Source organism: Methylophilus sp. OH31 (assembly GCF_000576615.1).
Taxonomy (GTDB): Bacteria; Pseudomonadota; Gammaproteobacteria; order Burkholderiales; family Methylophilaceae; genus Methylophilus.
This window is the reverse complement of record NZ_BAUS01000002.1, coordinates 483,033-508,996: the sequence shown is the minus strand read 5'-3', so window position 1 is coordinate 508,996 and position 25,964 is coordinate 483,033. Positions and strand designations below refer to the sequence as shown.

Here is a 25,964-nt window from a genome sequence, read left to right as displayed (position 1 = left end):
AATAAGGAGTCTGTGATGCTTAAACAATGGCGCTTAACCACGACACTGGTGGTAGCACTTTTTTCATCGTCTTTCTGCTTCGCTGACGAAGTGGCTATTCAGCAAGAGGCCCACGGCGTGGACTATGTCACTGGTGGCATAGGCTCAGAAGAAGTCGACGCCATGGAGTCCTTTAAAAAGCAATTCAATCTGTATTTCCTGTTTTCCGAAGGCAAAGTCGGCCGCGTGATTGATGACATCAACATCAGCATCGTCGACAGCAAAAATCAGACCGTATTTGCGCTAGAGCACGCTGCACCCAGGCTGTTGTTAAACCTGCCCAGTGGCAAATACCAGGCCATTGCCAGTTACCTTGGCAGCGAGCAACGTTATCGCTTTACGCATGACGCCAAAAAGCACCAACGCGTGATCCTGAACTGGAAAAACAAGATTGATGAAGATACTGTAGAACCCACAGTAGAAGATGCTGCAGCACCAGAAGTGCCTGCCACTGAGACACCTTAAAAACCTTAACCGCCGATAAACGCCGTCAAGGGTTTATCTGCGGTAATATTTAAGATGTTAAATATCGCCAAACCCGGCGTTTAACCTCAAGCCCAGGCAGCCATAAACTGTTGCCAGTGCTCACCGCCATAACCGGATAAGGTCTCGCGTACCAACTGGATTTCTGCGGCATAGTTGGCCTCATTCAAGTGACCGCGCATTTTGAGAAAGCGCAAATAAACAAGGTGCGTGTTGGCGACGTCGGTTTCGCAATAATCACGGATCGCTTTCACTTCACCATTCAGGTAAGCCTGCCACACCTTACTGCCATCCATGCCCAGCTTGCCTGGGAAGCCGCATAACTGCGCCATTTGGTCCAGCGGTGCGTTAGCGCGCCCACTATACATAGCCAGTACATCCATTAAATCCAGATGACGCATGTGATAGCGACTGATGTAGTTATTCCACTTAAAGTCTTTGTCGTCTTCACCCAGATCCCAATAGCGCGGCGCGGCAATGCCATGCACCATGGCGCGATAATGCAGCACGGGCAAGTCAAAACCACCGCCATTCCAGCTCACCAGGTTAGGTGTGTACTTTTCAATGCCGTCGAAAAAGCGCTGGATAATTTCGGCTTCGGTCGACTGCTCATCGCCAAGGGTCCATACGCGGAACTGACTGCCTTCGCGCAAGGCGCAAGATATTGCACAAACGCGCTGCAAATGGTGCGGCAAAAAATCAGTGCCATTCTGCTGGCGGCGTTGGTGAAAAGCGATATTAGCCACGTCAGTATCACTTAAACTGGCAGGCAGGTCATGTAACTGACGAATCCCGTCCACATCCGGAATGGTTTCAATATCAAACACCAAACTTAGCATGACTATACTCGTGAAAAAATTGCTTTTTAAAATAACACAGCGCCCAGGCTTACACCAGAAAACCTTATTTTCACGCGTCGTTTGTACAAAAAATGAGGCAATTGTATCAATTGATACAATCCACGGCCATTTGTATCAATTGATACATTTAAATAACTGATTTATAAAGACTTTTTGTGTTTTTTCAAGCAATCAAAAAACCATGTTCCGCTTTAATCTGGCCATGTTCAGTTAACACGATGTATTGCCAGGGAGCAATCACATCAGCCCTGAACCTTTAACACTTACGGATTAAAATTTACGGAGCTCTCATCATGACATCTATCAGTTCACTAGGCAGTAACAGCAGTATTCAATCTTTATCGCAGGTCAGTCAGCGTAGCGGCATGCAACCGCCACCACCGCCACCCGACGGCGAAGGTCAAGGCAAGGATGGTGGCGGCTTGCTGGGTGCCATTGATTCTGCACTGAAAAGCGCAGGCATTGAAGGTGGCCTGGAATCCATTTTTGGACAGTCTAGCACCAGCAGCACAAGTACGAGCACCAGCGCAGACAGTACGGACACGTCTACCAGCAGCGATAGCACCACCGATGCCGCCAGTGCGCTGAATAGCTTTTTACAAAACCTGATCAGTGCCTTGCAGTCCCAGGGCACAACGAACACTAGCAGCACAGACAGTAGTGACAGCGACACTGAGACCAGTGCAACGCAAGGCATGCCACCACCGCCACCTTATGGCGGCCATGGCATGGAGGCCAAATTGCAAAGCCTGATTTCTGCTTTGGGGAATAGTGATTCAACGGATAGCACAACATCTGATACCAGTGCTGATAGCAGCACTAGCAGCGACCTGCAAAGCAGCTTTCAATCACTCGTGAGTGCGCTAGGTGGCAGCAGCGATAGCGCCAGCCTGAGCGGGTTCTTGCAAGCATTGTCTACCGGCATGCAACACCGCGGCCCGACTGGCAATGTGGTCAGCACCACTGCTTAAGGCACATTGACGCCTCGACTAGCAGCTGCCACATGCTTGTGGTCGCTGCTAGCGCCATTCATATGGGTCAGGCAAACTCCAGTTGCAGGATATCGGTTTCAGAGTCCTCGTCCAACCACTCGGCAGGTGCTTTATGCAAGCGAACCGGGGCTTTCATCTCTTCACCATCAAACGTCAGAATGGCGTAGCTGACTTCATGCGGCGCTTCGATCGGCGTGAACTTGGCAAAACCAAAATCAGCATTACGCATCACTTGCCAGGCGCCTGATGGTTCAGCATATTCTGCTTTGGAAAAGTAATGTGCAATTTGCCTGTCAGTCGCGGCTTTGAGGGCGCAGTCATTTTCGCGCGACATCACAGACCAGCGATAATCCAGACCATCGGCAATCGGCTGCAATTGCATCAGATACCAATGCACGTTTTCACGTGCCAGCTGTATCAAGGATCGTACACGACCAGTATGGTGATTCAGGATGTAGTAAATCCCCAAATCCTGCTGGTGAATACTTTCACCCAAGCGAGGGAGAACGAAAAGATTAGTTGCCACAACGGACTCCTTTCATCGGAACATGCACTTAGATTGTATGCAATGACCATGCCTGAAACTGAAAGCCGATACTTTTACTACGCTGTTTATCGAATTGCCATGACCGACAATTGCAGTGCGTCGCACAGATCACTTCAGGGCCCGACGCACCCCACATCAGCCAAGCTGTTGTTTTGCCAGTCTATTTACGCACCCACTGTCCATCACGTTGCACAAACCAGCCAGCTTGCGCTTTATCAATCCAGCGCTGGCCAAATGTACGTTGTATCTCGCCTTCCCATTCAGGGTGACCATTTGCGGCAGCCATGCCCTGATATAACCTGGCGCGGTCAGTGTTTTCATCCTTGACCAGTGCAGCTAACGCACTACGTTGGGACAATGGCACCAAACCGGCCTCTTTTACCGCGACAAAGCCGTCTGCGGTTAAACCCACAGCCCCAGACTGGTAGTGCGGCAGCAACTGCAAATGGCGGCTTTGCATACTGGCTTTGACTGCAGCAACCGCCGGGGTATTCACATCAAGATCCGCCGCTGCATATACCGGCAACGCCTCAAAAAGCATCGCCAGGCAGCTCAAAAACACACCAACCTTCAAGGTGTGATAACCCTGGTGCAGAAATAGTTGCAACAGACGTGAACAATTATGTAGCAATCTCATCATGGAGCTGACTCCGGATTCACGGTCGGCGTTACCGGTGTTGCAGACGGGGTCACCGGGGTGGTAGTCGGCGCAGAATGCTGGCTCGATGCCGGGGATTGTCCGGCAGGCACCTGCCAGATTTCGTCTATGACTTTGTCCGCTGCTTTTTCTGCAGCGGCGGCCGGAAAGTAGATATTAATGGTGACACAAGCGCTCAAGCCCGTGGCCGATAGTACCAATAGCCAGGTACGCATCCAGTCCTGTTTTATTAAAGTCAGGTTCAATCTGCTTCCTTTCTGACAACCGTTTTGTGCTTCATCATATATTCAAGTTTAATCAATAATGATTTTACTATTGCTATCCGTCACGCGCTGCATGCGCCCCAATACGTCTTTCCAGCTGACATATTGCGTATAGCCATTGACGTTGACCGAGGGCGCCCCTTTGCCTTTGACGATCACAAAACCATCTGGCAGTGGTTCGACGCCGCCCATTTTGCAAATATCGCCGCGCAACTGGCAACTCAGGCCAATTTTTTCATAACCGAACTCTTTAAAAAAGCGCAAGAAGGTGCGTTGCAAGGCCGCCGCCGTGCCCTCACCGCCCAAGGCGGTAATATTCTCTACCGCACGCTGCGAGATTTTCTTCTCGAACGGGCCGTCGGCAGTGCGCACAAAAGCATCCATAGAAACCGGTTTCCAGTTTTGCAGGCGTAAATCCTTAATATCGCCTTCCAGCTTGCCACTGATAGAGCCAAAGTTAAATGTGCGCGTAATTTCACCCAGGTCAATCTCACGCATGGTGAAATTGGCGTGTAACTTGGGCACCGCGCCCAAAGGGTCATCAATATCCAGATCAGACATGCCCACCATGCCATTAAACAGTTTGAATTGCATATCGCCCACCATACGCAATTCGTGGTTAGCGTACGTTACCAGTGGAATCGTGCCTGCGATCTGGCCGCGCATCCTCGGCCAACCCAGCGCCTGGCTGAAGCTAGACATGCTGATCGGCTGCAAGTCCATCTTGACATGCCAGACCATGCTTTGGTTAATCCAGGCAGCGGAAATATCCTGAAAATCCAGTCCGCCATCCAGGATTGGCAACTGCAAACGTGGCGCCGTAATCGAAAAACGGTCCACCTCAGCCTGCCAGCGAGTTTCACCCAAAGGGATTTTTAGAATATGGCCGGACTGGTAACCCATGGCAATCTGCCTGGGATGATCATAATCCCAGGGAATATCGGCATTAAAGTGGCTAAAGCCGAACTTACCAGCCTGATCCTCGACACTGGCGTCAGTGATATTCAGGTGAAACTTGAGCGGCTGCAGGCCTTTGGCCTCAAACGACCAGTCTGCCTTGCCGGATACATGCAAGTGGCCAAACGCTGAGTGCGGAATCAGTGGCTGGATAAACGCCTGGTAAACGCCATTAAAATCTACCTCTTTGGCATCGACCTTTAAAAACTCAAATTCTTTGCTGATCAGGTTGATGCGGCTTTGGCTATGCAAGGTGCCCACGCCCTGCAACTCCAGGGTCGCCTGCTCTATATCAGCATAAGGTTGGCGGTAAAAACCACGAATCTCAAACCGCTTATTGCCCTCGGCGAAATAAAACGGTTGCCAGAACAACTCGCCCTGCTGCCATTGAAACACGCCCTGCCAGCGCCAGCCACCGGCTTGTTCGTGCGCAGACAGATTGACCTTGCCAGTGAGTTTGTCTCCTGCATGCAAACCCGATGCATCACTAAACCTGGCCTCGCGCACCGCTAGCTCCAGGTCTACGCCCCTGGCTGCAGGGCCGCTTTTATTCGCGTCTTTCCAGGTTGGCGTCACCAGCACATTGAACGGCACATGAGAACGCACATCATGGTATAAGCCGTCTTCGCAGCGCCAGGGTTGTGTGGCTGCCTGCGCGGGGACCTGGCAATTCAGGTGAAACGTACCCCATACTTCATCCTGCAAGGCCTTAACCTCTGCATAAAAAGACAATACAGGCTGGCGAGTTTGTGGCCGCAAATCAAGAAATATCTTAGGCTGGCGTACCTGGTAAGGTTGCATTTGCAACTGGTCAGAGGTCACCAGCAAGGTCGGCCGCGTGCCCATATCCAGGCGAATATTGGGGTTATCCAGGCGGGCATTGCCGAGTTGCAAACGATCAGCATGCACTTGTACCTGCTGCTGGGCCTGCAGATTGAGGACGGCATGCGGTTTATCGAGCTGAAACAGATCGCTGGAAATACTGTCTGCGCTCAGACTGATCTCGGTCATGGCACAGAGTGGCAGAGACCACGCCAGTAGCATCAGCCCCCAGATGCGCATCAGTCTGGAAACACCCCGGTAGATAAATAACGGTCACCGCGGTCACAAACGATACTCACAATCACGGCATTGTTGACTTCTTTCGACAATTGCAGCGCACTGTATAAAGCGCCACCACTGGAAATACCGGCAAAAATACCTTCTTTGTTGGCCAGTTTACGCGTGGTGTCTTCCGCATGTTTCTGGCTGACATAACGTAGTTCATCAATGCGCTTGGCATCAAAAATAGATGGCATGTACTCTTCTGGCCATTTGCGGATACCAGGAATTTGCGCGCCGTCTTCAGGTTGCACGCCAATGATCTGGATGTCCGGGTTTTGTTCCTTGAGATAGCGCGAAGTGCCCATGATGGTGCCTGTGGTGCCCATGCTGGACACAAAATGCGTCACTTTGCCTGCCGTATCGCGCCAGATTTCCGGCCCGGTGCCTTCGTAGTGAGCCAAAGGATTATCCGTGTTGCCAAACTGGTCGAGCACGATGCCTTCACCTTCGGCTTGCAGCTTCAATGCGACATCACGCGCCAGTTCCATACTGCCGTCCTTAGGCGTCAGCACCAGCTCTGCGCCATAGGCTTTCATGCTTTGACGGCGTTCAATCGACTGATTCTCGGGCATCACCAATACCATTTTATAGCCACGCATGGCAGCGACCATAGCCAGCGCAATACCGGTATTGCCGCTCGTCGCCTCGACCAGGGTATCGCCAGGCTTGATCTGGCCGCGTGCTTCTGCACGCAGAATCATGCTGTAAGCAGGCCTGTCCTTGACCGAACCGGCCGGGTTATTCCCTTCCAGCTTGAGCAAAATGGTGTTGCTCGGATTAGGGTTCATGCGTTGCAAAGCGACCAGCGGCGTATTGCCGACAAAGTCATCCAAAGTTTTGTATGGTTTCATAACAGACCGATGTTTGTTGTTTTCCAGACGGAACGGGGCCTGGCGCCCAAAATATTCTGAATTGAATCGATTAAAAGTAATACACGCAGATGCTTAATATATGTAAAATTCCAGTGTCGTTCCTGATTTAGCTGGTGAAGTACTAATTTTACATAAACTGCCTGCATCACAAAAACAATAATTACCAAGGAAACTGGATGTTAAAGAAGTGGATTAGCCAAGCGCTTGCCGTCATGTTGCGTCCGATCAAGTTTTTTCCAGAACTGAGCGAAGCCGATAACGTCCGCTATAAAGTCGTTTTCTTGAATAATGTGTTTGCGTTCTCCGGCATTGTATCGCTGTCCATGGGGATTATCCGCTGGAACCTGCAACCCTTCATCGGCCGTGTCGACCTGGTCTCCGCCTTTCTTGCCTTTGGTTTATTGTGGGTGCTTTATCGCTACCAGAAAAATATTGAGTTAATTGCCAGCACGGCCTTATGGCTTTGCTTTATGCAGTTTTTAACCGTCTTTTTCATGGGCATGGGCACCACCACCCGCAGTGCATTACTGTTACTCATATTGGCCGCGGCGTTTTACCTCAAAGGCCGCGTGGCTGGTTACTATATGCTGGCATTATTGCTGATATTGGTGATCAGCAACCATGTCATAGGCATTTTTCCCTCGGAATATAGCAATCTCGACATCCTCAGCCTGTGCCTTTACCTGCTGGCCCAGTTCTTTATCATTCGCAACTACGAATGCCTGCGTGAATCGCAAACCAGCCATTTAAAAGCACTCAATACCGACCTCGAAGCCTTGGTCAAACAACGCACCGAGCAATTAGCTGCGGCGAATACGGCGTTGGAAATTGAAAAGGAAAACCTGAAAACGCTTTCCAGCACCGACCATTTAACCGGCCTTAGCAACCGTCATCACTTTGAAACTGTATTTGCTGAACATACGCCCGCAATCACGCGCAGAAAAATCTCTGACGCGCTTATTTTGATAGACATCGACCATTTCAAAAAGATCAATGATACCCACGGCCATGTATTGGGTGATGTTGTCCTTAAATCGGTGGCCAGTTGTATTAAAAAACACAGCCGCATCTCGGATATCACCGTGCGCTGGGGCGGGGATGAACTGATTATTTATGCGCCGCGCACAACGCTTAAACAGGCCACACAACTGGCAGAAAAAGTGCGGCATCAAATCAATGCCATTCACATGGCGGGGGTAGGCAACATTACCATCAGCGCCGGGGTCGCTGTGCTGCATCCAGGCGATAACTTGTCGCAATTATTACAACGTGCAGACCAGGCGCTATATGAAGCCAAACAAGCCGGTCGTAACAGTGTCTATGCTGCCGCGCTAGACTAAGTCACTACATTTAGGTACCTTCCCACCACTTTTGTCGTTTTCGTGTCGCTCATCATGCTGAAATGCTCTACTGTTGTATTTGCCGTCGCCTGCCTGCAATCCCTGTTATTCACCTCCATGGCCCATGCTGAACAATGGCAAACCGTCCCAGGCCGGGAAAAGTTCCTCACAGTGGCAATCGACCTTGACTCACTACAAGTGGGCCAACATGAAGACATGGTGTTTTTCAAACTCCGCGCCGATGATCATAACGACACGATTGCGACCAGGTATGTGCAAGCCTCTTGCAGCGAATTCTCGCTGGAAGTAGAACGTGAAACCGTGTTTCACAACGCCACCCAAACCTCAGAAAGCATGGACTGGAAAAACAATCACGCCCTCAAAAGCAGTCCAGAGTTTGCCCAGGCACGGTTGTCTTTCTGGGGCGTGACGCAAGCCTACGGGCAAGCCATCTCACTGGCCTGTCGCCGCGTAGGCAACCGGGCGCCTGAACGATTACAGATTCTGCAAGCTGAGAGCTGCGCGCCAAGTAACCCTTTACGCAAGGTCGCCTGTGCCAGCCACGCCAGTTGGCGCGCCAATTACAAGCTGTATTTTTCGCGCTCGCATGACGTCATCCATAACTGTGGCATCGCAGAAGATCGCATGACCAAGCAAGCCGCCTGGCTACTGAAAAGCGTGATGCGTTGCCAAAACGAAAGCTGTGGCAACGAGATTCTCGAAGACTGGATCCACAAACGCGGACAAGACATTGCCAATGTCATTCATATGCAAAAAGCAGACTATGCCTGGCAAGCCACGTCACAAGCGGCCCCACTCTGCCAATCGCTTAACCTGGCCGACCAGGCGATTGCCAGTATGCAAACCGAGGAGATTTATGCCAAAGCCAAATATTTAGGTTGCCTGAAGCGAGAAACGGCCAAGCTACGCGCCGCCAACACGCCGCCTGAAACGCTATCACAACAAGCCGAGCAATTATGTGATGCGCCATTTAAAGAGTGGCACGAGGCGATTTCCAAGCAGTCGGCAATGCTAGACCGACGCACCCAACCCTGAGCACTTTATCATGGCATATACTCTGGACAACCGATTAGTGATAGGCGTCGCATCGAGTGCGATGTTTGATTTATCAGACTCAGACGCAGTCTTTAAAAGGGATGGAGAGGCCCTTTATCGTAAATTTCAGGAAAAGAACCTCAACAACCCATTACCTAAAGGCATTGCATTCTCTTTTATCAAACGCCTGTTGTCTTTAAATGACCTCAGCCCCGCACAAGACGATCCACTGGTGGAGGTCATATTGCTCTCAAGAAATGACCCAGACACAGGTCTTAGAGTCATGAAGTCTATCGAGCATTACAACATAGGCATGACCAGAGCCATTTTCATGCAAGGAAAAGCGCCGTACGAATTTATTCCCGCACTGAACATCTCCCTTTTTTTGTCGGGAAACAAAGACGATGTTGACTCTGCCATTCGCCTTAACATGCCTGCTGGCCATGTCATGAACTCGGCAGTGATTGATGACGAAGAAGATGCTGGATTACGGATTGCTTTCGACTTTGATGGCGTGTTGGTTGACGACGAGTCTGAGACAGTGTTTCAAGCGAGAAGAGATGTGAAGGAATTTAAAGCGCATGAAGCCACAAATGTCATGCAGCCCCACAATCCAGGACCACTGCAACAGCTACTTGTGCGTGTCTCATCCATTCAGTCTGCCGAGGAAGAGAAAAAGAAAGTGGACCCCTCGTACATCAATCGCCTCAGAGTTTCAATCGTTACCGCTCGCGATGCGCCGGCGCATGAACGTGCCATGAATACACTGAAAAGTTGGGGGGTGATGGCGAATGATGCATTTTTCTTGGGCGGTATCGAAAAAAGTAAAGTCCTTGCTGTATTACGTCCCCATATTTTCTTTGATGATCAATCTGGACATCTAAAAACAGCGTCTGAGGTGGTTCCTTCAGTCCATATCCCTTTTGGGGTAACGAATCAGAAAACTAAGGATACTGACTAAACACCTCGCTACTTCAGTGCGCTACCCGATGATTTAACCCGACGATTTAACGGCGTACGCGAAACAGAAACACGGCATATGCGCCGAACAACACAAAGCTGATCAAGCCTAGTTGTGGCAAGGTCAGGCCAAACAATGTCCAGTCTATCGCGGCACAATCACCAGTGCCTCTAAACACCAGCGTCAGGGCTTTTTTGAGCGGGAAGTTTTCAAACATGTAGTCAAAGCCGACACCACAGTCAGCGATAATTTCGTCTTTATGCGCTTGCAGCCACCAGTGACGAATAGCAACACCAGCCCCACCGAGTGCGGTCAACACCTCAAGCAGCGCAAATCCAGCATGCAGCCATGACTTGGGAGAAATAAATGCATGCAGCAAAAACAATATGCCTAGGCCCATAAACACCATGCGCTGCGAAATACACAATGGGCAGGGCTCCAACTGGTTTTGCACCTGTATAAACAAGGCCAGTGCCACAATGCCGAAACCAGCCAGAAAACCGAGCACATAGCCACCACGACCTTTAAACCACTGACACATTGCAAACTCCTGCGCGTTGAATAAAACTTAAATTGTAATAGATAACGCGCTTATGATGCTGGCAGTGTGCACATCGTTCCCTCTTTTTAAAAGTGCAACGTGTTTTATCAGAAATCAGGAGGCCGCCTGTGCACTTTCAAGCTGATGCATAGCCGATTTCTGTTTGACTTCGTGATGTTTCTTTTTGTAATAGCGGGCAATGCGTTTCACATAATCCCGTGTTTCGGGATACGGCGGAATACCCTGATGCCGCTGCACTGCGTTTTCACCGGCGTTGTAAGCGGCTGCGACCAGCTCGACATCGCCTTTAAAATAAGTGATCAGCCAGCGCAAATAAGATAATCCACCCTTGATGTTTTGCTCGGGATCATAGGCATCTTTCACATGAAACCTGGCTTGCGTATCTGGCAATAACTGCATCAGGCCCTGCGCCTTTTTACGCGAAGTGGCTTTCGGGTTAAAGCCCGACTCTACAGCGATCACCGCCATGGCAAAATCAACATCCACGCCATAGCTTGGCGCATGCTTTTTCACCAGTTGATAAATCGGGCCGCGCTTGCGAAACAACACTTCCGCCGCAGAATTACCTTGTTTCAGCATACAGGCAGGCAATACAGCCAACTCAGCATTACCGGCCTCGTTATCCAGCCACTCCCTGGCATCACGGTGCCCCTGTATCGCCGCCAGACTGAAAAAGCGCGCAGCAACATCATGATTCGCTGTCACGCCTTTACCCGTGCTGTAAAACCAGCCCATGGCAAATAGCGCATCGGGGTCACGCGACTCCGCTGCCAGCGCACAATAATGCGCATGTGCTTGCTCATAACTGCTCAGGCCAAGGGCATTTTTGGTACCCGCTGCCAAGCTCACCTGCAACTTAATAAATTGTTTATAGGCTTCATTTTTGATGGCAGACTGCTCACGGCTATAAACAGGCGCAGGCTCGCTACTGACTGGGGAATTCGACGTTTCTGCCGATGGCTGAATTTCACTCACAGGCTGCGTTTCAGGCGAGAGCTGCGCTTCACTTGATAATTGTTCAGCCTGCTCCTCGGCCTTGGACGCCTGCGGTAAAAGTGCCGCGCACACAAACGCTACGCACATGGTCGTCCATAAGCTTGCGCGGTGCATAGCAGTGTGAGGTATATTCAATTGCATTCGGATAAAAATATCTCCAGGCCTTATTTATTTAATGACTCGTTTATTGGCATAAAGTGCCAAGTCTTGCGTTAAAACGGCGCAAAAACCGTGCGAAAGACATAGCCAAACAGCAATCTGCTGTTGGATAATGCGGGGCTATGACCAACTTGTTATCGACGCCTTTTAAACAAATCTTGAATGTCAGCGACCTGACGCGACTGACGAAAGAGCTGCTGGAAACCAGCTTTCCGCTATTCTGGATCAGCGGCGAAATCTCCAATTTCACGCGCGCGGCCAGTGGCCACTGGTATTTCTCGCTGAAGGATGATCGCGCCCAGGTGCGCTGCGTGATGTTTAAAGGCCGTAATAGCCTGGTGGGCAGCATGCCGCGCGAAGGTGACCTGATAGAGGCGCGCGCAACAGTCACCCTGTATGAAGCGCGCGGCGACTTTCAACTGACAATTGAGTTTATGCAGCCAGCAGGCATGGGCAGGCTGTATGAAGCGTTTGAGCAATTGAAACAACGCTTGCAAGCCGAAGGCCTGTTTGACCTGTCGCGCAAAAAAGCCATTCCGTCTAACCCGCAACGCATAGGCGTGGTGACTTCACCCGACGCAGCAGCCTTGCGTGATGTGCTCACGGCCATCCGCAGGCGTTACCCTGGCATGGGGGTAATCATTTACCCGACACCGGTACAGGGCAAAGGCTCGGCAGAGCTGATTGCACAAGCGATTCAATTAGCCGACCAGCGCCAGGAAGTCGATACTTTATTGGTTTGCCGCGGTGGCGGCAGCATTGAAGATTTATGGTCATTTAACGAAGAGATCGTGGCGCGGGCGCTGGCGGCCTGCCGCTTGCCCACCATCAGCGGCGTAGGCCATGAAACTGACTTTACCATTGCCGACTTTGTGGCAGACCTGCGCGCAGCCACACCGACAGCCGCTGCCGAACTGGCTTGCCCGGATCAATCACAATTACGCCAGCAAGTAGCGCAATCACAACAACGCCTGATGCGTGCCATGCAATCATTGATGCGCCAGCAATCACAAACACTAGACTATTTGTCGCGACGCCTGATTTCGCCTGCACAGCAACTGCAGCAGCAGAAACAATCATTGCAACAATGGCAACATCGCTTAAAACTGGGCATGCAACAATATTTGCAAGCACGTCAGCGCAGGCTGGAATATTTGGCCACCAGCTTGCAACAACTGAACCCGCATCAGGTGCTGGCACGTGGCTACGCCATTGTGCAAAAGCAGGATGGCATCGCCGTGACAGACACCAGCCAGCTCACGATAGGCGAACGCCTGCAATTAACACTGCATCATGGTCAGGCAAAAGTCATGGTTGAAAAAAGTGGTGACTGAAAAAACAAGGCTGCTAACCAGCAGGCTTTTCATGCAATCGTCCACAAAGACACCCACTGACAAATTAAAGGCACTTACTGATAGATTATTTGTGTCAAAGTCATTGGTGAAGTTTTAGAATTAACCGATAATCATTGCTTGTCTTCAGCTGTTCACACAATGGACCATACAAAAAATCAGCAAACGGCGCTCCACACCATGGCACTCGCCGCGCTAGGCGTCGTTTTCGGGGATATTGGCACCAGCCCCCTTTACACCATGAAAGAAGTCTTTGCAGTTGGCCACCACCCACTGTTATTGACACAAGATAATGTATACGGCATCTTGTCATTGATCACCTGGGCACTCTTGCTGATCGTTTCTTTCAAGTATGTTGCGTTTATTATGCGGGCAGATAACCGCGGCGAAGGCGGCATCATGGCCTTGCTGTCACTGGCCAGCCGTTATGCCGGTGGCGAGCCTGAGCAGCGAAAGCGCATCATGATGCTGGGCATTGTCGGTGCCTGCATGTTTTACGCGGATGGCATGATTACCCCAGCCATCTCGGTACTATCTGCCGTTGAAGGGCTGGAAGTCGCCGCACCACAGTTGGATAACTGGATTGTGCCAATTACACTATGCGTGCTGTTTGTACTGTTTTGGGCACAAAGCAAAGGCACCGCCGTCGTCGGTGCTTTTTTTGGCCCGGTGATGCTGACCTGGTTTGCAGTACTAGGCATCCTTGGCGTCATCAATATCAACCACCATCCAGAAATCCTCAAAGCCCTGAGCCCCGCCTACGCTTTCCTGTTTTTTTATACCCAACCGAAAATTGCCTTTATTGCGCTAGGCGCAGTGGTACTGGCCGTGACAGGTGCCGAAGCACTGTACGCTGACATGGGTCACTTTGGCCGCAAGCCCATTCGGCTGGCCTGGTTCCTGTTTGTGCTACCTGCCCTGATCTGTAACTACTTTGGGCAAGGTGCACTGATTCTGGCAGAACCAGAGTCGATCCAGAACCCGTTTTATCATTTAGCACCTGACTGGGCATTGTTCCCGCTGATCATCCTGGCCACATTGGCGACAGTGATTGCCTCACAGGCCGTGATTACCGGGGCGTTTTCAGTCTCACGCCAGGCGTTGCAACTCGGCTTTATTCCACGCATGCACGTCGCACATACCTCAGAAAAAACTGAGGGCCAGGTGTATATGCCGCGCGTTAACTGGGGCCTGATGGTGGCCGTGATGGGCCTGGTGATTATTTTTGGCAGTTCTGGCGATTTGGCCGCCGCTTACGGCATTGCAGTGACAGGTGACATGGTGATCACCACCTTGCTGGCGGCCGTGGTTTTCCACCACCTGTGGGGCTGGAGCAAACTGAAAACAGCCTGCCTGATTACGCTGTTCCTGGTCATTGACTTGTCCTTCTTTGCCGCCAATATTCTCAAGATTCCGGATGGTGGCTGGGTGCCATTACTGATTGGCCTGATTATTTTCACCCTGATGCGCACCTGGAAAACTGGCCGTAGACTGCTGTATGGCATCCTCAAATCAGAGTCTATGGAACTGATTCCCTTTATTCAGGCCATTGGTGCGCACCCACCAGCACGCGTTAATGGCGCGGGGGTATTCATGACGCCCAACCCGGACGGCGTACCGCATGCCTTGCTGCATAACCTCAAGCATAACAAGGTGCTGCATGAAACCATGGTCATCCTGACGGTGCGCTTTGAAGATTACCCTTACACCAGCCAGGAAGAACGCGTTGCCGTCGAAGCGTTACCGTACGGCTTTTATCGTGTCACCCTACGCTACGGCTATATGGACGAACCTGACTTACCTAGAGACCTGGTACTCACCGAGCCATTAGGATTGACGCTGGATACCATGGACACCTCGTTCTTTGTCGGTAAGGAAAGTCTGATTGCCTCAGACAAACCTGGTATGGCGTTCTGGCGCAAAAAGATTTTTATTGGTTTGTTCCGCACCGCGGAAACCATCACCAACCAATTCAAATTACCGCCCAACCGCGTGGTTGAACTGGGCTCACAAGTTAAAATCTAAATTAAAAAGATTGCAAACTAAAGTTAATCATCCAGGCGTAAAATACGCTTTTAGCTTGCTAAGTGATGTTGTGACCGATTGGTGTCAACGGATCATGCAAGCCATACGATAAAGCATGATTGCAACGAGTGAGGGAACATATGTTTAACTTAAAAACCATTTCAGTCGCCGTGATGTGTGCATTGCTCACCGCGTGCGCCAGCACCACCAACAACAGCGTCTCTGGCGTGCAACGCAGCCAGTTATTGCTATTGCCCTCTGCCACCGTAGACAAAATGTCTGCGCAGTCCTACACCCAAACGCTGCAAGAGGCGCAAAAGAAAAGTACGCTGAATGCAGATAAACCATTATTGAATCGCGTGACGACGATTTCTCACCGCCTGATTGCCCAGGTCGGCGTATTCAGGCCGGATGCTGCCAAGTGGAAATGGGAAGTCAATGTCGAAAAGAATGACCAGCTCAATGCCTATTGCATGCCAGGTGGCAAAATCATGGTGTTTTCCGGCCTGGCCGAGAAGCTGAATGCCACTGACGATGAACTGGCCGCAGTGATTGGCCACGAAATTGCACACGCATTACGCGAGCATGGCCGTGAACGCATGTCCCAAGCGTATGTACAACAATTTGGCCTGCAGGCACTCGCCTCCTTTGTCGGCGGTACGGCGGGCAGCATGGCCGCGCAGGGCGCAGGTATGGGCAGCCAGTTGCTATTCTCATTGCCTAACGGCCGCGAACAGGAACGTGAAGCTGACCGCATGGGGCTGGAGCTGGCTGCACGCGCCGGTTACAACCCGGAAGCAGCGGTGAGCTTATGGAAAAAAATGATGGCGGCCAACAAAGAGGCGCCGCCTGAATTCCTCAGCACCCACCCTTCCAGCGAAAACCGCATCAAAGACCTGCAAGCGTTAGCGCCTAAAGTCATGCCGCTCTATCTCGCTGCCAAAAATAAATAAATTCTTGCTGGCAGGGGCTGCCTGACATCTGCGGCCCCTGACCCGTCAAAATTAGGTTAAAATTTCGGGTTTACTGTTATTCAACCGAACTATTTAATCGAACAAGAGAACATCATGGATCCACGTCAAAGCATTATTGAAGCGGCTTTTGAAGACCGCGCCAACATCAACCCGGCCAATGCACCAGCCGATATCAAAGCCACCGTGGCTTCTGTGCTGGATGACCTGGATGCAGGCAAATTGCGTGTAGCGACCCGCATTGGCGATACCCAGCAATGGGAAACCCATCAGTGGATCAAAAAAGCCGTTTTATTGTCTTTCCGCCTGAAAGACAACTATCTGATGGATGACGGCGTGACACGCTACTTTGACAAAGTAGATCCAAAGTTTGCCAACTACAGTGAAGAAGACTTCAAGGCAGGCGGTTTCCGCGTGGTGCCTAATGCCATCGTGCGTAAAGGCTCATTTATCGCCAAGAATGCAGTATTGATGCCTTCTTACGTCAACATCGGTGCTTATGTTGGCGAGGGCACCATGGTCGACACCTGGGCGACTGTCGGTTCCTGCGCGCAAATTGGTAAAAACGTACACTTGTCCGGCGGCGTTGGCATTGGTGGCGTACTGGAACCAGTACAAGCGGGCCCAACCATTATTGGTGATAACTGCTTTGTCGGTGCCCGTTCAGAAGTGGTTGAAGGTGTGGTGGTTGAAGATAACTGCGTGATCTCCATGGGCGTATATATTGGTCAATCAACCAAAATTTATGACCGCGAAACTGGTGAAATCCACTTTGGCCGCGTACCAGCAGGTTCAGTGGTCGTGTCTGGCAACCTGCCATCCAGCGATGGCAAATATAGCTTGTACTGCGCAGTCATCGTGAAAAAAGTCGATGCCAAAACCTTGGGTAAAGTAGGTATCAACGAATTATTGCGCGGCGTTTAAGGCTTAAACGCCAGGCGTATTGGGAATCACGCCTTAAAACGATTCCGTCCCTCAAGTTATGCAGAGGACGGGTCGATATTAAGAGTGATTCTCACCTGACGATATTCGATATAGGGTTGTCGATCATCGTTTTATGTTATTCGGAGTGTTAAAGGACGGAGAGTCAGCAGGCAAGAAACAAAACGCAGTAGAGTCACACCACTAACAATCACAATGACCGTGCAACTTTTATGATCCCAACTCACATGCTTATTTTGCTGCTCTTCACATCCAGTGTCATTGGATGTTTTTTTGCATTTAAGCTCGTGGACAATCTGCGTATCGCCGCAGCAAAAGATCATGATGCCTTGCTCAAAAAATACGCTGCACTCACCGCTGCTGGCATTTTCCTGCTGCATGCCGGTTACCAACTCGCAGCAGATAACTTTCCCAAAATCACTCAACATCCGGTCGATTTCATTGGCAGCCTGCTGTGCGCTTACCTGCTGTCACTGTCTTTACTCAAAACCGTTAACAAAAAGAAATTGCCGCTGCGCGATTTGCTGTATGCCTCCTTGGCGGCGGGCGTCAGCGGCTATTTACTATCTTACTTCTTTCAGATCAGTGCGGGTGCCATCAATATCCGCATTGACACCTGGACCGCATTATTCGCGCTATTTCTCGCCTGCCTGACCTCGGCACTGGCGATTGTGACCATCCTCTGGCTGAAAGGCTACGAAGGTAAAGCGCTGCATCGCCTGAAATGGATGTTTTCGGTCGAAATTGCGCTGGGCTTCCTCGCCTCTCACACTGCCATTAACCTGAGCATTGTGCATAACAATATGCTGCTCAGCCAGCCGACTGACCAGACAGGCAACTACCTCATGCTGTTGCTGGTGCTGGTGCCGGTATTGCTGTTTATTACTTCGTTTATCCTGGTGATTTTCTATGAGCGCAATGTCGATATTACGCAAAGCAAACTCACATTCCGCAATACGCAGACTGTGAACAAAAAGTTTCTGGCCTACGACCCGCTCACACACCTGCCTAACCGCGATGCCTTGAACCAGCATCTGATCATCAGCGCCAAACGCTGTGACCGCAATGGTGAGTCGCTGGCATTAGCCTATATCGACCTCGACCATTTCAAACCGGTCAACGACCAGTTTGGCCACCACATCGGCGACCTCTTGCTGATTGAAGTTTCCAAACGCATCAGCAATGCCATCCGCAATTGCGACTATGTGGCACGCGCCGGCGGCGATGAGTTTATTGCCGTGCTCAGCGAAATCGAAAATCATCAAAGTGTGGTCACCGTGACGCAACGCATCGTTGATGCCTTGCGTGAGATTTTCATTATCGAAGACCACGTCATCGAAATCTCCTGCTCCATTGGCGTCTCCATGTACCCGCAGGATGGCAACCTGCAAAAACTCAAATTAAATGCTGACGCAGCGATGTATAAAGCCAAGGAAAACGGCAAAAACCAGTACCGTTTCTTTGATGCTGAAATTGAGCAAGCATCAGACGAAATGCAGCAAACGCGCGTGGAGCTCAAACAAGCCATTACGCACCAAGAGTTCAGGTTGCTATTTCAACCAAAAGTCGATGCCCTGACGCGTATCGTGCATGGTGCAGAAGCCCTCTTGCGCTGGCAACACCCCACACGCGGCCTGCTCTCGCCTAACAATTTTATCGAAGCGGCTGAGCGCTTTGGCATGATTGAAGAAATCAATGCCTGGGTGATTTCGCAAGCCTGCAGCACCATCAAACAGGCACGTGAACGTGGCATAGACTTGAGTATTTCGGTCAATATGTCCAACCAGCAATTCCGCAATAAACAACTCAGCTCACTCATACAGTCGATTCTTGAGCAACATGAAGTCGAAGCACGCAACCTGATCCTGGAAGTCTCAGAAACCAATGCCATCCATCACCAGGCGCAATTCCAGGAAACTTTGCGCCACTTTAAGCAGCAAGGCCTCAAAATCTCGCTGGATGACTTTGGCCTGCACCCTTTCAGCCTCACGCATCTGCAAGACCTCGAAATCAGCGAAGTCAAACTCGACCGCACCCTGACCAAAGGGGTAGCAGCCTCAAATACGGCACTGCTAATTGTAGAAGCCATTGTTAAACTGGCGCACGCGCTGGATTTGAATGTGGTGGCAGAAGGCGTGGAAGACGAAGACCAGCGCAAAGCCCTGGTCAGCATCGGTTGTGACCAAATGCAAGGCTTCCTGTTCTCCAAGCCAGTTGAGCAAAAATTCCTGTTTGACGTCTTCAGTGAACTACAGTTGAAGTCGACCACGCAAAGCCTGTTTTAAAGCAAGCGCTGTTGCAACAATAAATTGCAACGCCCGCACTTCTGGCTGGTAAAATAAGCTTTTTACCTGATTATCCGCCATGAAACTATACGGCATCCCTAATTGCAATACCGTCAAAAAAGCCCGCGACTGGCTGGAGCAACATGCCGTTGCTTATGAATTCCATGACTTTAAAAAACTCGGGCTGGACAATGCCACCGCGCAATCCTGGCTGCAACAGCAACCATGGGAAAAACTGGTCAACCGTAGCGGCATGACCTGGCGCAACCTGACTGAAGCCGAGAAAAATGCGGTTGTGGATGCTGCTTCTGCGCAGGTTTTAATGCAAGAAAAAACCTCGGTGATCAAGCGCCCTATCGTCGTTAACAACGACAAAATCATCGCCCTCGGCTTTAATGAAGCCGATTATGCCCAACTGTTTGCCAAAGAATAAGCCTATGTCAAAAACACTGGACCTTGCCATTGACCTCCTGAAACGCCGTTCGCTGACGCCGGAAGATGCGGACTGCCAGGAAACCATGATTGCCCGTCTGGAACCGCTGGGATTCAAGATTGAGCGTATGCGTTTTGGCCAGGTAGATAACTTTTATGCGCGCCGTGGCACTACTGGCCCATTGATCGTATTCGCCGGTCATACCGACGTCGTACCAACCGGCCCGCTGGATCAATGGCACACGCCACCGTTCGAACCAACCATTAAAGACGGCATGCTGTATGCCCGTGGTGCAGCTGATATGAAAACATCTCTGGCAGCCTTTATTACCAGCATTGAAGAGTTTGTAGCAGCACACCCAGACCACCCAGGCTCGATTGGCCTGCTGATTACGTCAGATGAAGAAGGCATTGCCATTGAAGGTACGGTGAAGGTCGTTGAAGCGCTGCAAGCGCGTGGTGAAAGCTTTGACTACTGCATCGTCGGCGAGCCGACCAGCAACAAAGTGGTCGGTGACATGATTAAGAATGGCCGCCGTGGCTCATTGTCTGGCAAACTTACAGTCAAAGGTATCCAGGGCCATATTGCCTATCCGCACCTGGTCAAAAACCCGATTCATTTGGCCGCGCCAGCAATCAAAGACATGGTGGAAACCGTGTGGGACAACGGTAACGAATACTTCCCGCCCACCTCATGGCAAATCTCCAATATGAATGGCGGCACCGGTGCAACGAATGTCGTGCCAGGCGAGGTCGAAATCCTGTTTAACTTCCGCTATTGCCCCGAGGTCGATGGCCATGGCAGTTCTGAACAAAGCCTGCGTTCGCGTGTGCATGCCATTTTGGATAGCCACGGCTTTGATTACGCGCTGGAATGGGAGCACAACCAATCCTACATCACACCACGCGGCCAGCTGGTAGCAGCCATCAGCCAGGCCATTACACAAAGCTATGGCGTCACACCTGAACTATCCACCACAGGCGGCACCTCTGATGGCCGCTTTATTGCCGATATTTGCAAAGAAGTGATCGAATTCGGTCCGCTCAACGCAACCATTCATAAGCTGAACGAATGCGTGGCGGTGGCAGATATTGAACCACTGAAAGAAACCTACAAGCGCACCATGGAACTGTTACTACTAAAATAATATGACAAGCAATTTACACACTATCCGCGACTGGCTGCGTTATGCCGTCAGCCGTTTTGAAAACTCTGATATTTTTTATGGCCATGGCACCGACAACAGCTACGATGAAGCTGTCTGGCTGGTCATGAGTGCGCTGCATTTGCCGCATGATACGCTGGATAATTTTCTCGATGCGCGTTTAACCACAGAAGAGAGCCAGCACTTGGCAAGCTTGATCGAAAAACGCGTCACCGAGCATACGCCAACGGCCTACCTGGTGAATGAAGCCTGGTTGCGCGGCTATAAATTCTACGTCGACGAGCGCGTGATTGTGCCACGCTCATTTATTGCAGAATTGCTGGAAGATGGCCTGCAACCTTGGGTAGAGTTTCCGGAAATGGTGGAATCGGCAGCTGACATTTGCACGGGCTCCGGCTGCCTGGGTGTATTGCTGGCAGAGACCTTCCCTAACGCGCATATTGATGTGGTAGATATTTCGCCAGATGCGATAGATGTCAGCAATATCAATATCAAGCGCTATGGACTCGAGCATCAGGTGCAAGCAGTGCAATCCGATATGTTTACCGCGCTCAAAGGCCGTAAATATGATGTCATCATCAGTAACCCACCTTATGTTGACGCGCCCAGCATGGCAGAATTACCTGCCGAATATCGTCAGGAGCCGCAGCTGGCACTGGGCAGCGGCATTGCCGGGCTGGATCACACGCACACCTTGCTAACGCAAGCAGCTGAATATTTGAATGATGGCGGCGTACTCGTGGTAGAGATTGGTCACAATCGGGACGCTTTGCACGACGCTTATCCGGACTTGCCATTCACCTGGCTGGATACCAGTGCAGGTGACCAGTTTGTGTTTATGCTGACGAAAGAGGACCTGGTCGAAGCAGGTTTGCACAGCGAATAAACAGAGTTGCCTCTGTTAACCACAAAAAAAGCACTTCAAAAGAAGTGCTTTTTTTATAGCTCGAAACCGCCTAACCACGTCCGCGATCACTGCGTTTCTTCGCGCCCGTATTCAGGCGCGCATTCTGGCGTGATGCCTGTAGCAGATCTGACTCCTGACGAATGCGGCGGTTAGCCGTAGGCGCGCGTGCCGGGCGCTGCTCAGGCGTGGCAGGTGCATTCGCGGTTTCCAGCAAGCTGCGGCGCTGTTTACGCACTTTGGGCACAAACACGCGTGTAGCACGGTCTTTTTCGTGTGGACTCAATTGCTTGAGCGGTTTACGTGGCACAGGTAACCCTGCCCATTCCAGCAAAGCGACTACCTGTTTTTGCTCCAGTTTAAGCATGGTGCCACGTTTGAGGCGTGGCGGCAGTGCCACCGGGCCAAAACGTACACGCATCAAGCGGCTGACCGGCAAGTGATAGGCCTCGAATAAACGACGCACCTCGCGGTTACGGCCTTCTTTAATCACCACCTGATACCACTTATTGGCGCCTTCGCCACCACTGGCATAAATACTCTCAAAGTTGGCTGGGCCATCTTCAAGCTCAATGCCTTGTGTCAGTTGAGCCATCTGATCCTGGTTAAGTTCGCCCAGAATACGCACTGCATACTCCCGCTCCACTTCGTAGCGTGGGTGCATGAAACGGTTTGCCAGCTCGCCAGAGTTGGTAAATATCAGCAAACCACTGGTGTTCATATCCAGGCGGCCAATGGCAATCCACTTGCCCTGTTTGATGCGCGGCAATTTATCGAATACGGTTGCACGGCCTTCGGGGTCATCCTGGCTCACCAGTTCGCCTTCCGGCTTGTGGTAAAGCAATACCTGCGGCAGTTCAGCCTCAAACGGTAAATGCAGAATGCGGCTATCCAGACGGACGATGTCATGCTCATCCACCACCGCACCGACTTGCGCCACCTGGCCATTAATCGTGATACGGCCACTTTCAATCAGTGTTTCCATATCGCGGCGTGAGCCAAAGCCCGCCAGTGCCAGTAACTTGTGTAAACGTTGGCCGGAACGCGATGCAGATGGCACCTCATCGCCAACCGTCTCTACCGGGGCGGCTGATGGCGCTTTAGGGGGACGTGTCGCAGAAGTGGCTTTAGGGGATTTAAATGGGCGAGCCATGCTTAACCTCTTGAATGAAGGCTGTATTTTACCGTATTTAGGGCATTCACTCTAAGGCTAAATGCAATTAGCAGCCAGAGGCCGCACCAGCGACCACTTTAAGCGGTCACGGCGTGTACGACTTGCAACTGCAAATTGCGCGCACCATTAAACTCGTTCACCTGCAAGGCATAGGCAATCTCTACCTGCTCGGGCAAAAACTCGGCATGCTGAAAATAAATCGCATCGAACTGCTGATGCTGTTTTTGCAGGCGTAATTTCAAGTGTTTCTCGCCCAGCACCTTTTGCTGCAGCACCTGAAAAGTGTCGTAGAACACGGGTTGCGGAAAACCCTGGCCCCACACTTGATCCGCGATCGCTTCTGCGGTTTGCATGGTCATCTCTTGCGCAGCCAATGCACCGTCTGTTTCCAGCACTTCCTGCAAAATTTCAGCATCGATCAGGCTTTGCACCACATGCTCAAATGTTTGCTGAAACCGGGCAAAATCATCGGCACGTATGCTGAGGCCTGCAGCCATCGCATGACCACCAAACTTGATAATCAGGTCAGGCTGCTGCTTGGTGACCAGATCCAGTGCATCACGCAAATGCAGACCAGCGATGGAGCGGCCAGAACCCTTGATCAAGCCATCACCCGCATCAGCAAACGCAATCACCGGCCGATGGAACCGCTCTTTAATGCGCGAAGCAAGAATGCCGATAACCCCCTGATGCCAATCCGGCTGGAACACGCTAATCGTATATTGATCACCACGAAAATCCTGCGTCAAATCTGCCATCGCATCCCATTGCATCTCGGCTTCAATCTGCTTGCGCTCGGCATTCAACACGTGCAATTGCTGCGCATATTGCATCGCCTCCTGCGGTGTTTCTGCCAGCAGACAACGAATGCCGATGGTCATGTCATCCAGCCTGCCTGCGGCATTGAGGCGTGGCCCGACATAAAAACCCAGATCCTGTGCATTCACTTGCGAAGCATCACGCCCGGCCAATTTTAAAATGGAAAGGATGCCGGGGCTAGCCTGGCCTTGCCGGATACGTTTGAGCCCTTGCCTGACCAGAATGCGGTTATTGGCATCCAGTTTCACCAGATCGGCCACCGTGCCTAAGGCCACCAGGTCGAGCAGACTGCCCAGATGGACGCCATCATCGCTTAATTGACCACGTTGCTTGAGCTCAGCGCGCAAAGCAATCAGCACATAAAACATCACCCCTACCCCGGCCAGGTGTTTACTCGGGAAATCACAGCCGCGCTGGTTAGGGTTAACGATACAATCTGCGGCTGGCGTTTGCTCGGCGGGCAAATGGTGATCGGTAATCAGCACCTGCAAACCAAGTGCTTTCGCCGCAGCCACGCCATCGATGCTGGCAATGCCGTTATCCACCGTGAGAATCACATCTGGCTGCTGTTTAACCGCCAAGGCAACAATTTCAGGCGTGAGGCCATATCCATATTCAAAGCGGTTAGGCACCAGAAAGTCGACCTCGGCCCCCATCATCCGCAACCCACGCATGGCGACACTGGTGGCTGTGGCACCATCGGCATCATAATCGCCAATGATCAAAATACGTTTTTTCTGCGCAATGGCATCTGCCAATTGTTTCGCCATGTCTGCCGCGCCCGTCAAGGCGTCCGGCTTGAGCAAATGCGGCATTTCCTGCAAAGACCAATCCTCAGCAGTGACCGACCTTGCGGCCAGGAGCCTGGCTAACAAGGGGGACAAACCTTGCGTTTGCAGGGCTGCAAAGGTGGTGTCGGAATAAGCGCGTTGCTGAATTTTCATCTTGTGTTCATCATGGGTCATTAACAACTATCCGCTAGTGGCTTCTCATCAGCGTTGCTTCAAGTTGTTGCAATAAGGTTTCGAGGTCAGGTGATTTTCGCCAAAACTGCCAGCGTAATTGTTTTTTATAATGCACTTCAACGCTGCGCTCGGCAAACGGCAACACCAGTTTCAATGCTGAAATACGACCAGCTTGTAAGGCGTTTGATAAAGCGGGCCAATCACACGTTTGCCATGTGTCTGCAACCCATAGCGCTTGCTGCATGTGTTCATCAGCCAGCATCCCGGCCATGGATAATGGCCGAATGGCCGGCAATGTGCTGGCTTGCAGCCCATCGAATACGTCACCCTGCCCCGCAACCGCATCCCACTCATGTTGCCAGGCTGGGATATCGCCGACGCTGGCAAACCATAAACTGTTTAATTCAGTTGGCCAGTCAGCAGCCTCAGCAGAATGCGCTGCCTGATGCAGCAGCATTTGTATTTCATTGGTCCATTGCCTGATCACCGCCGCATCCGGCCCTTGTGGTTGCCATTGAAAAGCCTGCTGATACAAACAATCCTGCGGCCATTTGCACTGTGCCTGCATGTCGCGCACAGGCTGCACCCGCCAGAATCTGCGACTGCTATCCTGCTGCACCACAAAATCATCAGCAAAGTGTGTTTGCAAACGCTCAGTCAATGCGGCGTAGACGGCTTCTGCCAAAGGCACCACCGCCTGCAAACTAAATGTATCCCGCCGCATCCCTAAATGCACTGGCAGCAAGCAAAATGCCGGGCGAGCTGGCCACACCTGCCGGGCAGACAGCACGGCCGACACAGGCATATCAGACGGACCATCTTCACGCACGGCGAGTACATCGAACAATGCGCGCAGTGGCGGCAGCGGGCTGACTTTCCATTGTGCTTTTAGCAACATCGGGCATTGCGCAATCACGGATTGAATCATCTCAACCGGCTGGGCAGCGGCATCAGACAGGTAATCTGTGATATAAATTTGCTGTATCATGCGAAAACAAATACACTAGGTTGATGATAAAAAAACTTAACAATTTGACGCATTTAAGCTACAAGCCAAGAAAATTGTTACTGCTATAATCA

At 51.2% G+C, this 25,964-nt stretch carries 24 protein-coding genes; 13 read left to right on the top strand and 11 right to left on the bottom strand.

The features are described 5' to 3' along the window. Window positions 1-15: 15 nt before the first annotated feature. Entirely contained in the window at window positions 16-504 is a 489-nt protein-coding gene (locus tag OH31_RS04185; RefSeq protein ID WP_024929750.1) for a hypothetical protein, read from the top strand. Between the two features lie 86 nt (window positions 505-590). On the opposite strand, the gene OH31_RS04180 is transcribed toward OH31_RS04185, so the two are convergent. Beyond that, a complete protein-coding gene (locus OH31_RS04180; RefSeq protein WP_024929749.1) occupies window positions 591-1,361 on the bottom strand; it encodes a 3'-5' exonuclease in 771 nt (256 codons plus the stop codon). 314 nt (window positions 1,362-1,675) lie between these two features. On the opposite strand from OH31_RS04180, the gene OH31_RS04175 reads away from it, so the two are divergent. Then, the gene (locus tag OH31_RS04175; RefSeq protein WP_024929748.1) at window positions 1,676-2,353 is read left to right on the top strand and encodes a hypothetical protein; all 678 of its coding nucleotides are present in this window, start codon (window positions 1,676-1,678) and stop codon (window positions 2,351-2,353) included. 67 nt (window positions 2,354-2,420) lie between these two features. Here OH31_RS04175 and OH31_RS04170 read toward each other — a convergent pair whose 3' ends face one another. From OH31_RS04170 to cysM, 5 genes are all read right to left on the bottom strand, one after another. Further along, window positions 2,421-2,900, bottom strand: a complete 480-nt coding sequence (locus OH31_RS04170; RefSeq protein WP_024929747.1) for a hypothetical protein — start codon at window positions 2,898-2,900, stop codon at window positions 2,421-2,423. A gap of 181 nt (window positions 2,901-3,081) precedes the next feature. Continuing rightward, window positions 3,082-3,561 carry a YdbL family protein gene (locus tag OH31_RS04165; protein WP_081755122.1) on the bottom strand — a complete coding sequence of 160 codons (480 nt, stop codon included), beginning with the start codon at window positions 3,559-3,561 and terminating at the stop codon, window positions 3,082-3,084. Next, on the bottom strand, window positions 3,558-3,824 hold the full coding sequence (locus OH31_RS04160) for a hypothetical protein (protein ID WP_024929745.1): 267 nt from the start codon (window positions 3,822-3,824) through the stop codon (window positions 3,558-3,560). Before OH31_RS04160 ends, OH31_RS04165 begins: the two co-directional genes overlap by 4 nt. 48 nt (window positions 3,825-3,872) lie before the next feature. Continuing rightward, entirely contained in the window at window positions 3,873-5,861 is a 1,989-nt protein-coding gene (locus OH31_RS04155) for a hypothetical protein (RefSeq protein ID WP_024929744.1), read from the bottom strand. Then, window positions 5,861-6,754, bottom strand: coding sequence for a cysteine synthase CysM (gene cysM, locus OH31_RS04150; protein WP_024929743.1), 894 nt, complete (start codon window positions 6,752-6,754; stop codon window positions 5,861-5,863). The genes OH31_RS04155 and cysM overlap by 1 nt, the downstream gene beginning before the upstream one ends. Window positions 6,755-6,951: 197 nt before the next feature. Between cysM and OH31_RS04145 the strand changes: the two genes are divergently transcribed. The 3 genes from OH31_RS04145 to OH31_RS04135 are packed head-to-tail and all read left to right on the top strand — an operon-like array spanning window position 6,952 to window position 10,132. After that, window positions 6,952-8,115, top strand: coding sequence for a GGDEF domain-containing protein (locus OH31_RS04145; RefSeq protein WP_024929742.1), 1,164 nt, complete (start codon window positions 6,952-6,954; stop codon window positions 8,113-8,115). Window positions 8,116-8,169: 54 nt separating this feature from the next. Next, a complete protein-coding gene (locus OH31_RS04140) occupies window positions 8,170-9,171 on the top strand; it encodes a hypothetical protein (protein ID WP_242402197.1) in 1,002 nt (333 codons plus the stop codon). Between the two features lie 10 nt (window positions 9,172-9,181). Continuing rightward, window positions 9,182-10,132, top strand: coding sequence for a 5'-nucleotidase (locus tag OH31_RS04135; protein WP_024929740.1), 951 nt, complete (start codon window positions 9,182-9,184; stop codon window positions 10,130-10,132). Between the two features lie 46 nt (window positions 10,133-10,178). On the opposite strand, the gene OH31_RS04130 is transcribed toward OH31_RS04135, so the two are convergent. Both OH31_RS04130 and OH31_RS04125 read right to left on the bottom strand, forming a co-directional pair. Further along, the gene (locus tag OH31_RS04130) at window positions 10,179-10,673 is read right to left on the bottom strand and encodes a disulfide bond formation protein B (protein WP_024929739.1); all 495 of its coding nucleotides are present in this window, start codon (window positions 10,671-10,673) and stop codon (window positions 10,179-10,181) included. A gap of 114 nt (window positions 10,674-10,787) precedes the next feature. Then, window positions 10,788-11,777 (bottom strand): lytic transglycosylase domain-containing protein, encoded by a 990-nt coding sequence (locus tag OH31_RS04125; RefSeq protein ID WP_242402196.1) that lies wholly within the window; start codon window positions 11,775-11,777, stop codon window positions 10,788-10,790. 194 nt (window positions 11,778-11,971) lie between these two features. On the opposite strand from OH31_RS04125, the gene xseA reads away from it, so the two are divergent. The 8 genes from xseA to prmB all read left to right on the top strand — a co-directional run bounded on the left by xseA (window position 11,972) and on the right by prmB (window position 21,908). Then, the gene (gene xseA / locus OH31_RS04120) at window positions 11,972-13,183 is read left to right on the top strand and encodes an exodeoxyribonuclease VII large subunit (protein WP_024929737.1); all 1,212 of its coding nucleotides are present in this window, start codon (window positions 11,972-11,974) and stop codon (window positions 13,181-13,183) included. Between the two features lie 159 nt (window positions 13,184-13,342). Next, entirely contained in the window at window positions 13,343-15,226 is a 1,884-nt protein-coding gene (locus OH31_RS04115) for a potassium transporter Kup (RefSeq protein WP_024929736.1), read from the top strand. 140 nt (window positions 15,227-15,366) lie between these two features. Beyond that, window positions 15,367-16,179 carry a M48 family metallopeptidase gene (locus OH31_RS04110; protein WP_019881767.1) on the top strand — a complete coding sequence of 271 codons (813 nt, stop codon included), beginning with the start codon at window positions 15,367-15,369 and terminating at the stop codon, window positions 16,177-16,179. Window positions 16,180-16,293: 114 nt separating this feature from the next. Next, window positions 16,294-17,121, top strand: a complete 828-nt coding sequence (gene dapD / locus OH31_RS04105; protein WP_024929735.1) for a 2,3,4,5-tetrahydropyridine-2,6-dicarboxylate N-succinyltransferase — start codon at window positions 16,294-16,296, stop codon at window positions 17,119-17,121. A gap of 305 nt (window positions 17,122-17,426) precedes the next feature. After that, the gene (locus OH31_RS04100) at window positions 17,427-19,424 is read left to right on the top strand and encodes a bifunctional diguanylate cyclase/phosphodiesterase (RefSeq protein ID WP_242402195.1); all 1,998 of its coding nucleotides are present in this window, start codon (window positions 17,427-17,429) and stop codon (window positions 19,422-19,424) included. Window positions 19,425-19,503: 79 nt separating this feature from the next. Next, a complete protein-coding gene (locus tag OH31_RS04095) occupies window positions 19,504-19,857 on the top strand; it encodes an ArsC family reductase (RefSeq protein WP_024929733.1) in 354 nt (117 codons plus the stop codon). A 4-nt stretch (window positions 19,858-19,861) separates the two neighbouring features. Further along, window positions 19,862-21,004, top strand: coding sequence for a succinyl-diaminopimelate desuccinylase (gene dapE, locus OH31_RS04090; protein ID WP_024929732.1), 1,143 nt, complete (start codon window positions 19,862-19,864; stop codon window positions 21,002-21,004). Between the two features lies 1 nt (window position 21,005). Beyond that, window positions 21,006-21,908, top strand: coding sequence for a 50S ribosomal protein L3 N(5)-glutamine methyltransferase (prmB, locus tag OH31_RS04085; protein ID WP_024929731.1), 903 nt, complete (start codon window positions 21,006-21,008; stop codon window positions 21,906-21,908). A 70-nt stretch (window positions 21,909-21,978) separates the two neighbouring features. On the opposite strand, the gene rluB is transcribed toward prmB, so the two are convergent. The 3 genes from rluB to OH31_RS04070 all read right to left on the bottom strand — a co-directional run bounded on the left by rluB (window position 21,979) and on the right by OH31_RS04070 (window position 25,872). Beyond that, entirely contained in the window at window positions 21,979-23,079 is a 1,101-nt protein-coding gene (gene rluB / locus OH31_RS04080; RefSeq protein ID WP_024929730.1) for a 23S rRNA pseudouridine(2605) synthase RluB, read from the bottom strand. 98 nt (window positions 23,080-23,177) lie between these two features. Further along, a complete protein-coding gene (gene recJ, locus OH31_RS04075) occupies window positions 23,178-24,863 on the bottom strand; it encodes a single-stranded-DNA-specific exonuclease RecJ (RefSeq protein ID WP_024929729.1) in 1,686 nt (561 codons plus the stop codon). 34 nt (window positions 24,864-24,897) lie between these two features. Then, on the bottom strand, window positions 24,898-25,872 hold the full coding sequence (locus OH31_RS04070; RefSeq protein ID WP_024929728.1) for a hypothetical protein: 975 nt from the start codon (window positions 25,870-25,872) through the stop codon (window positions 24,898-24,900). Window positions 25,873-25,964 lie beyond the last annotated feature (92 nt).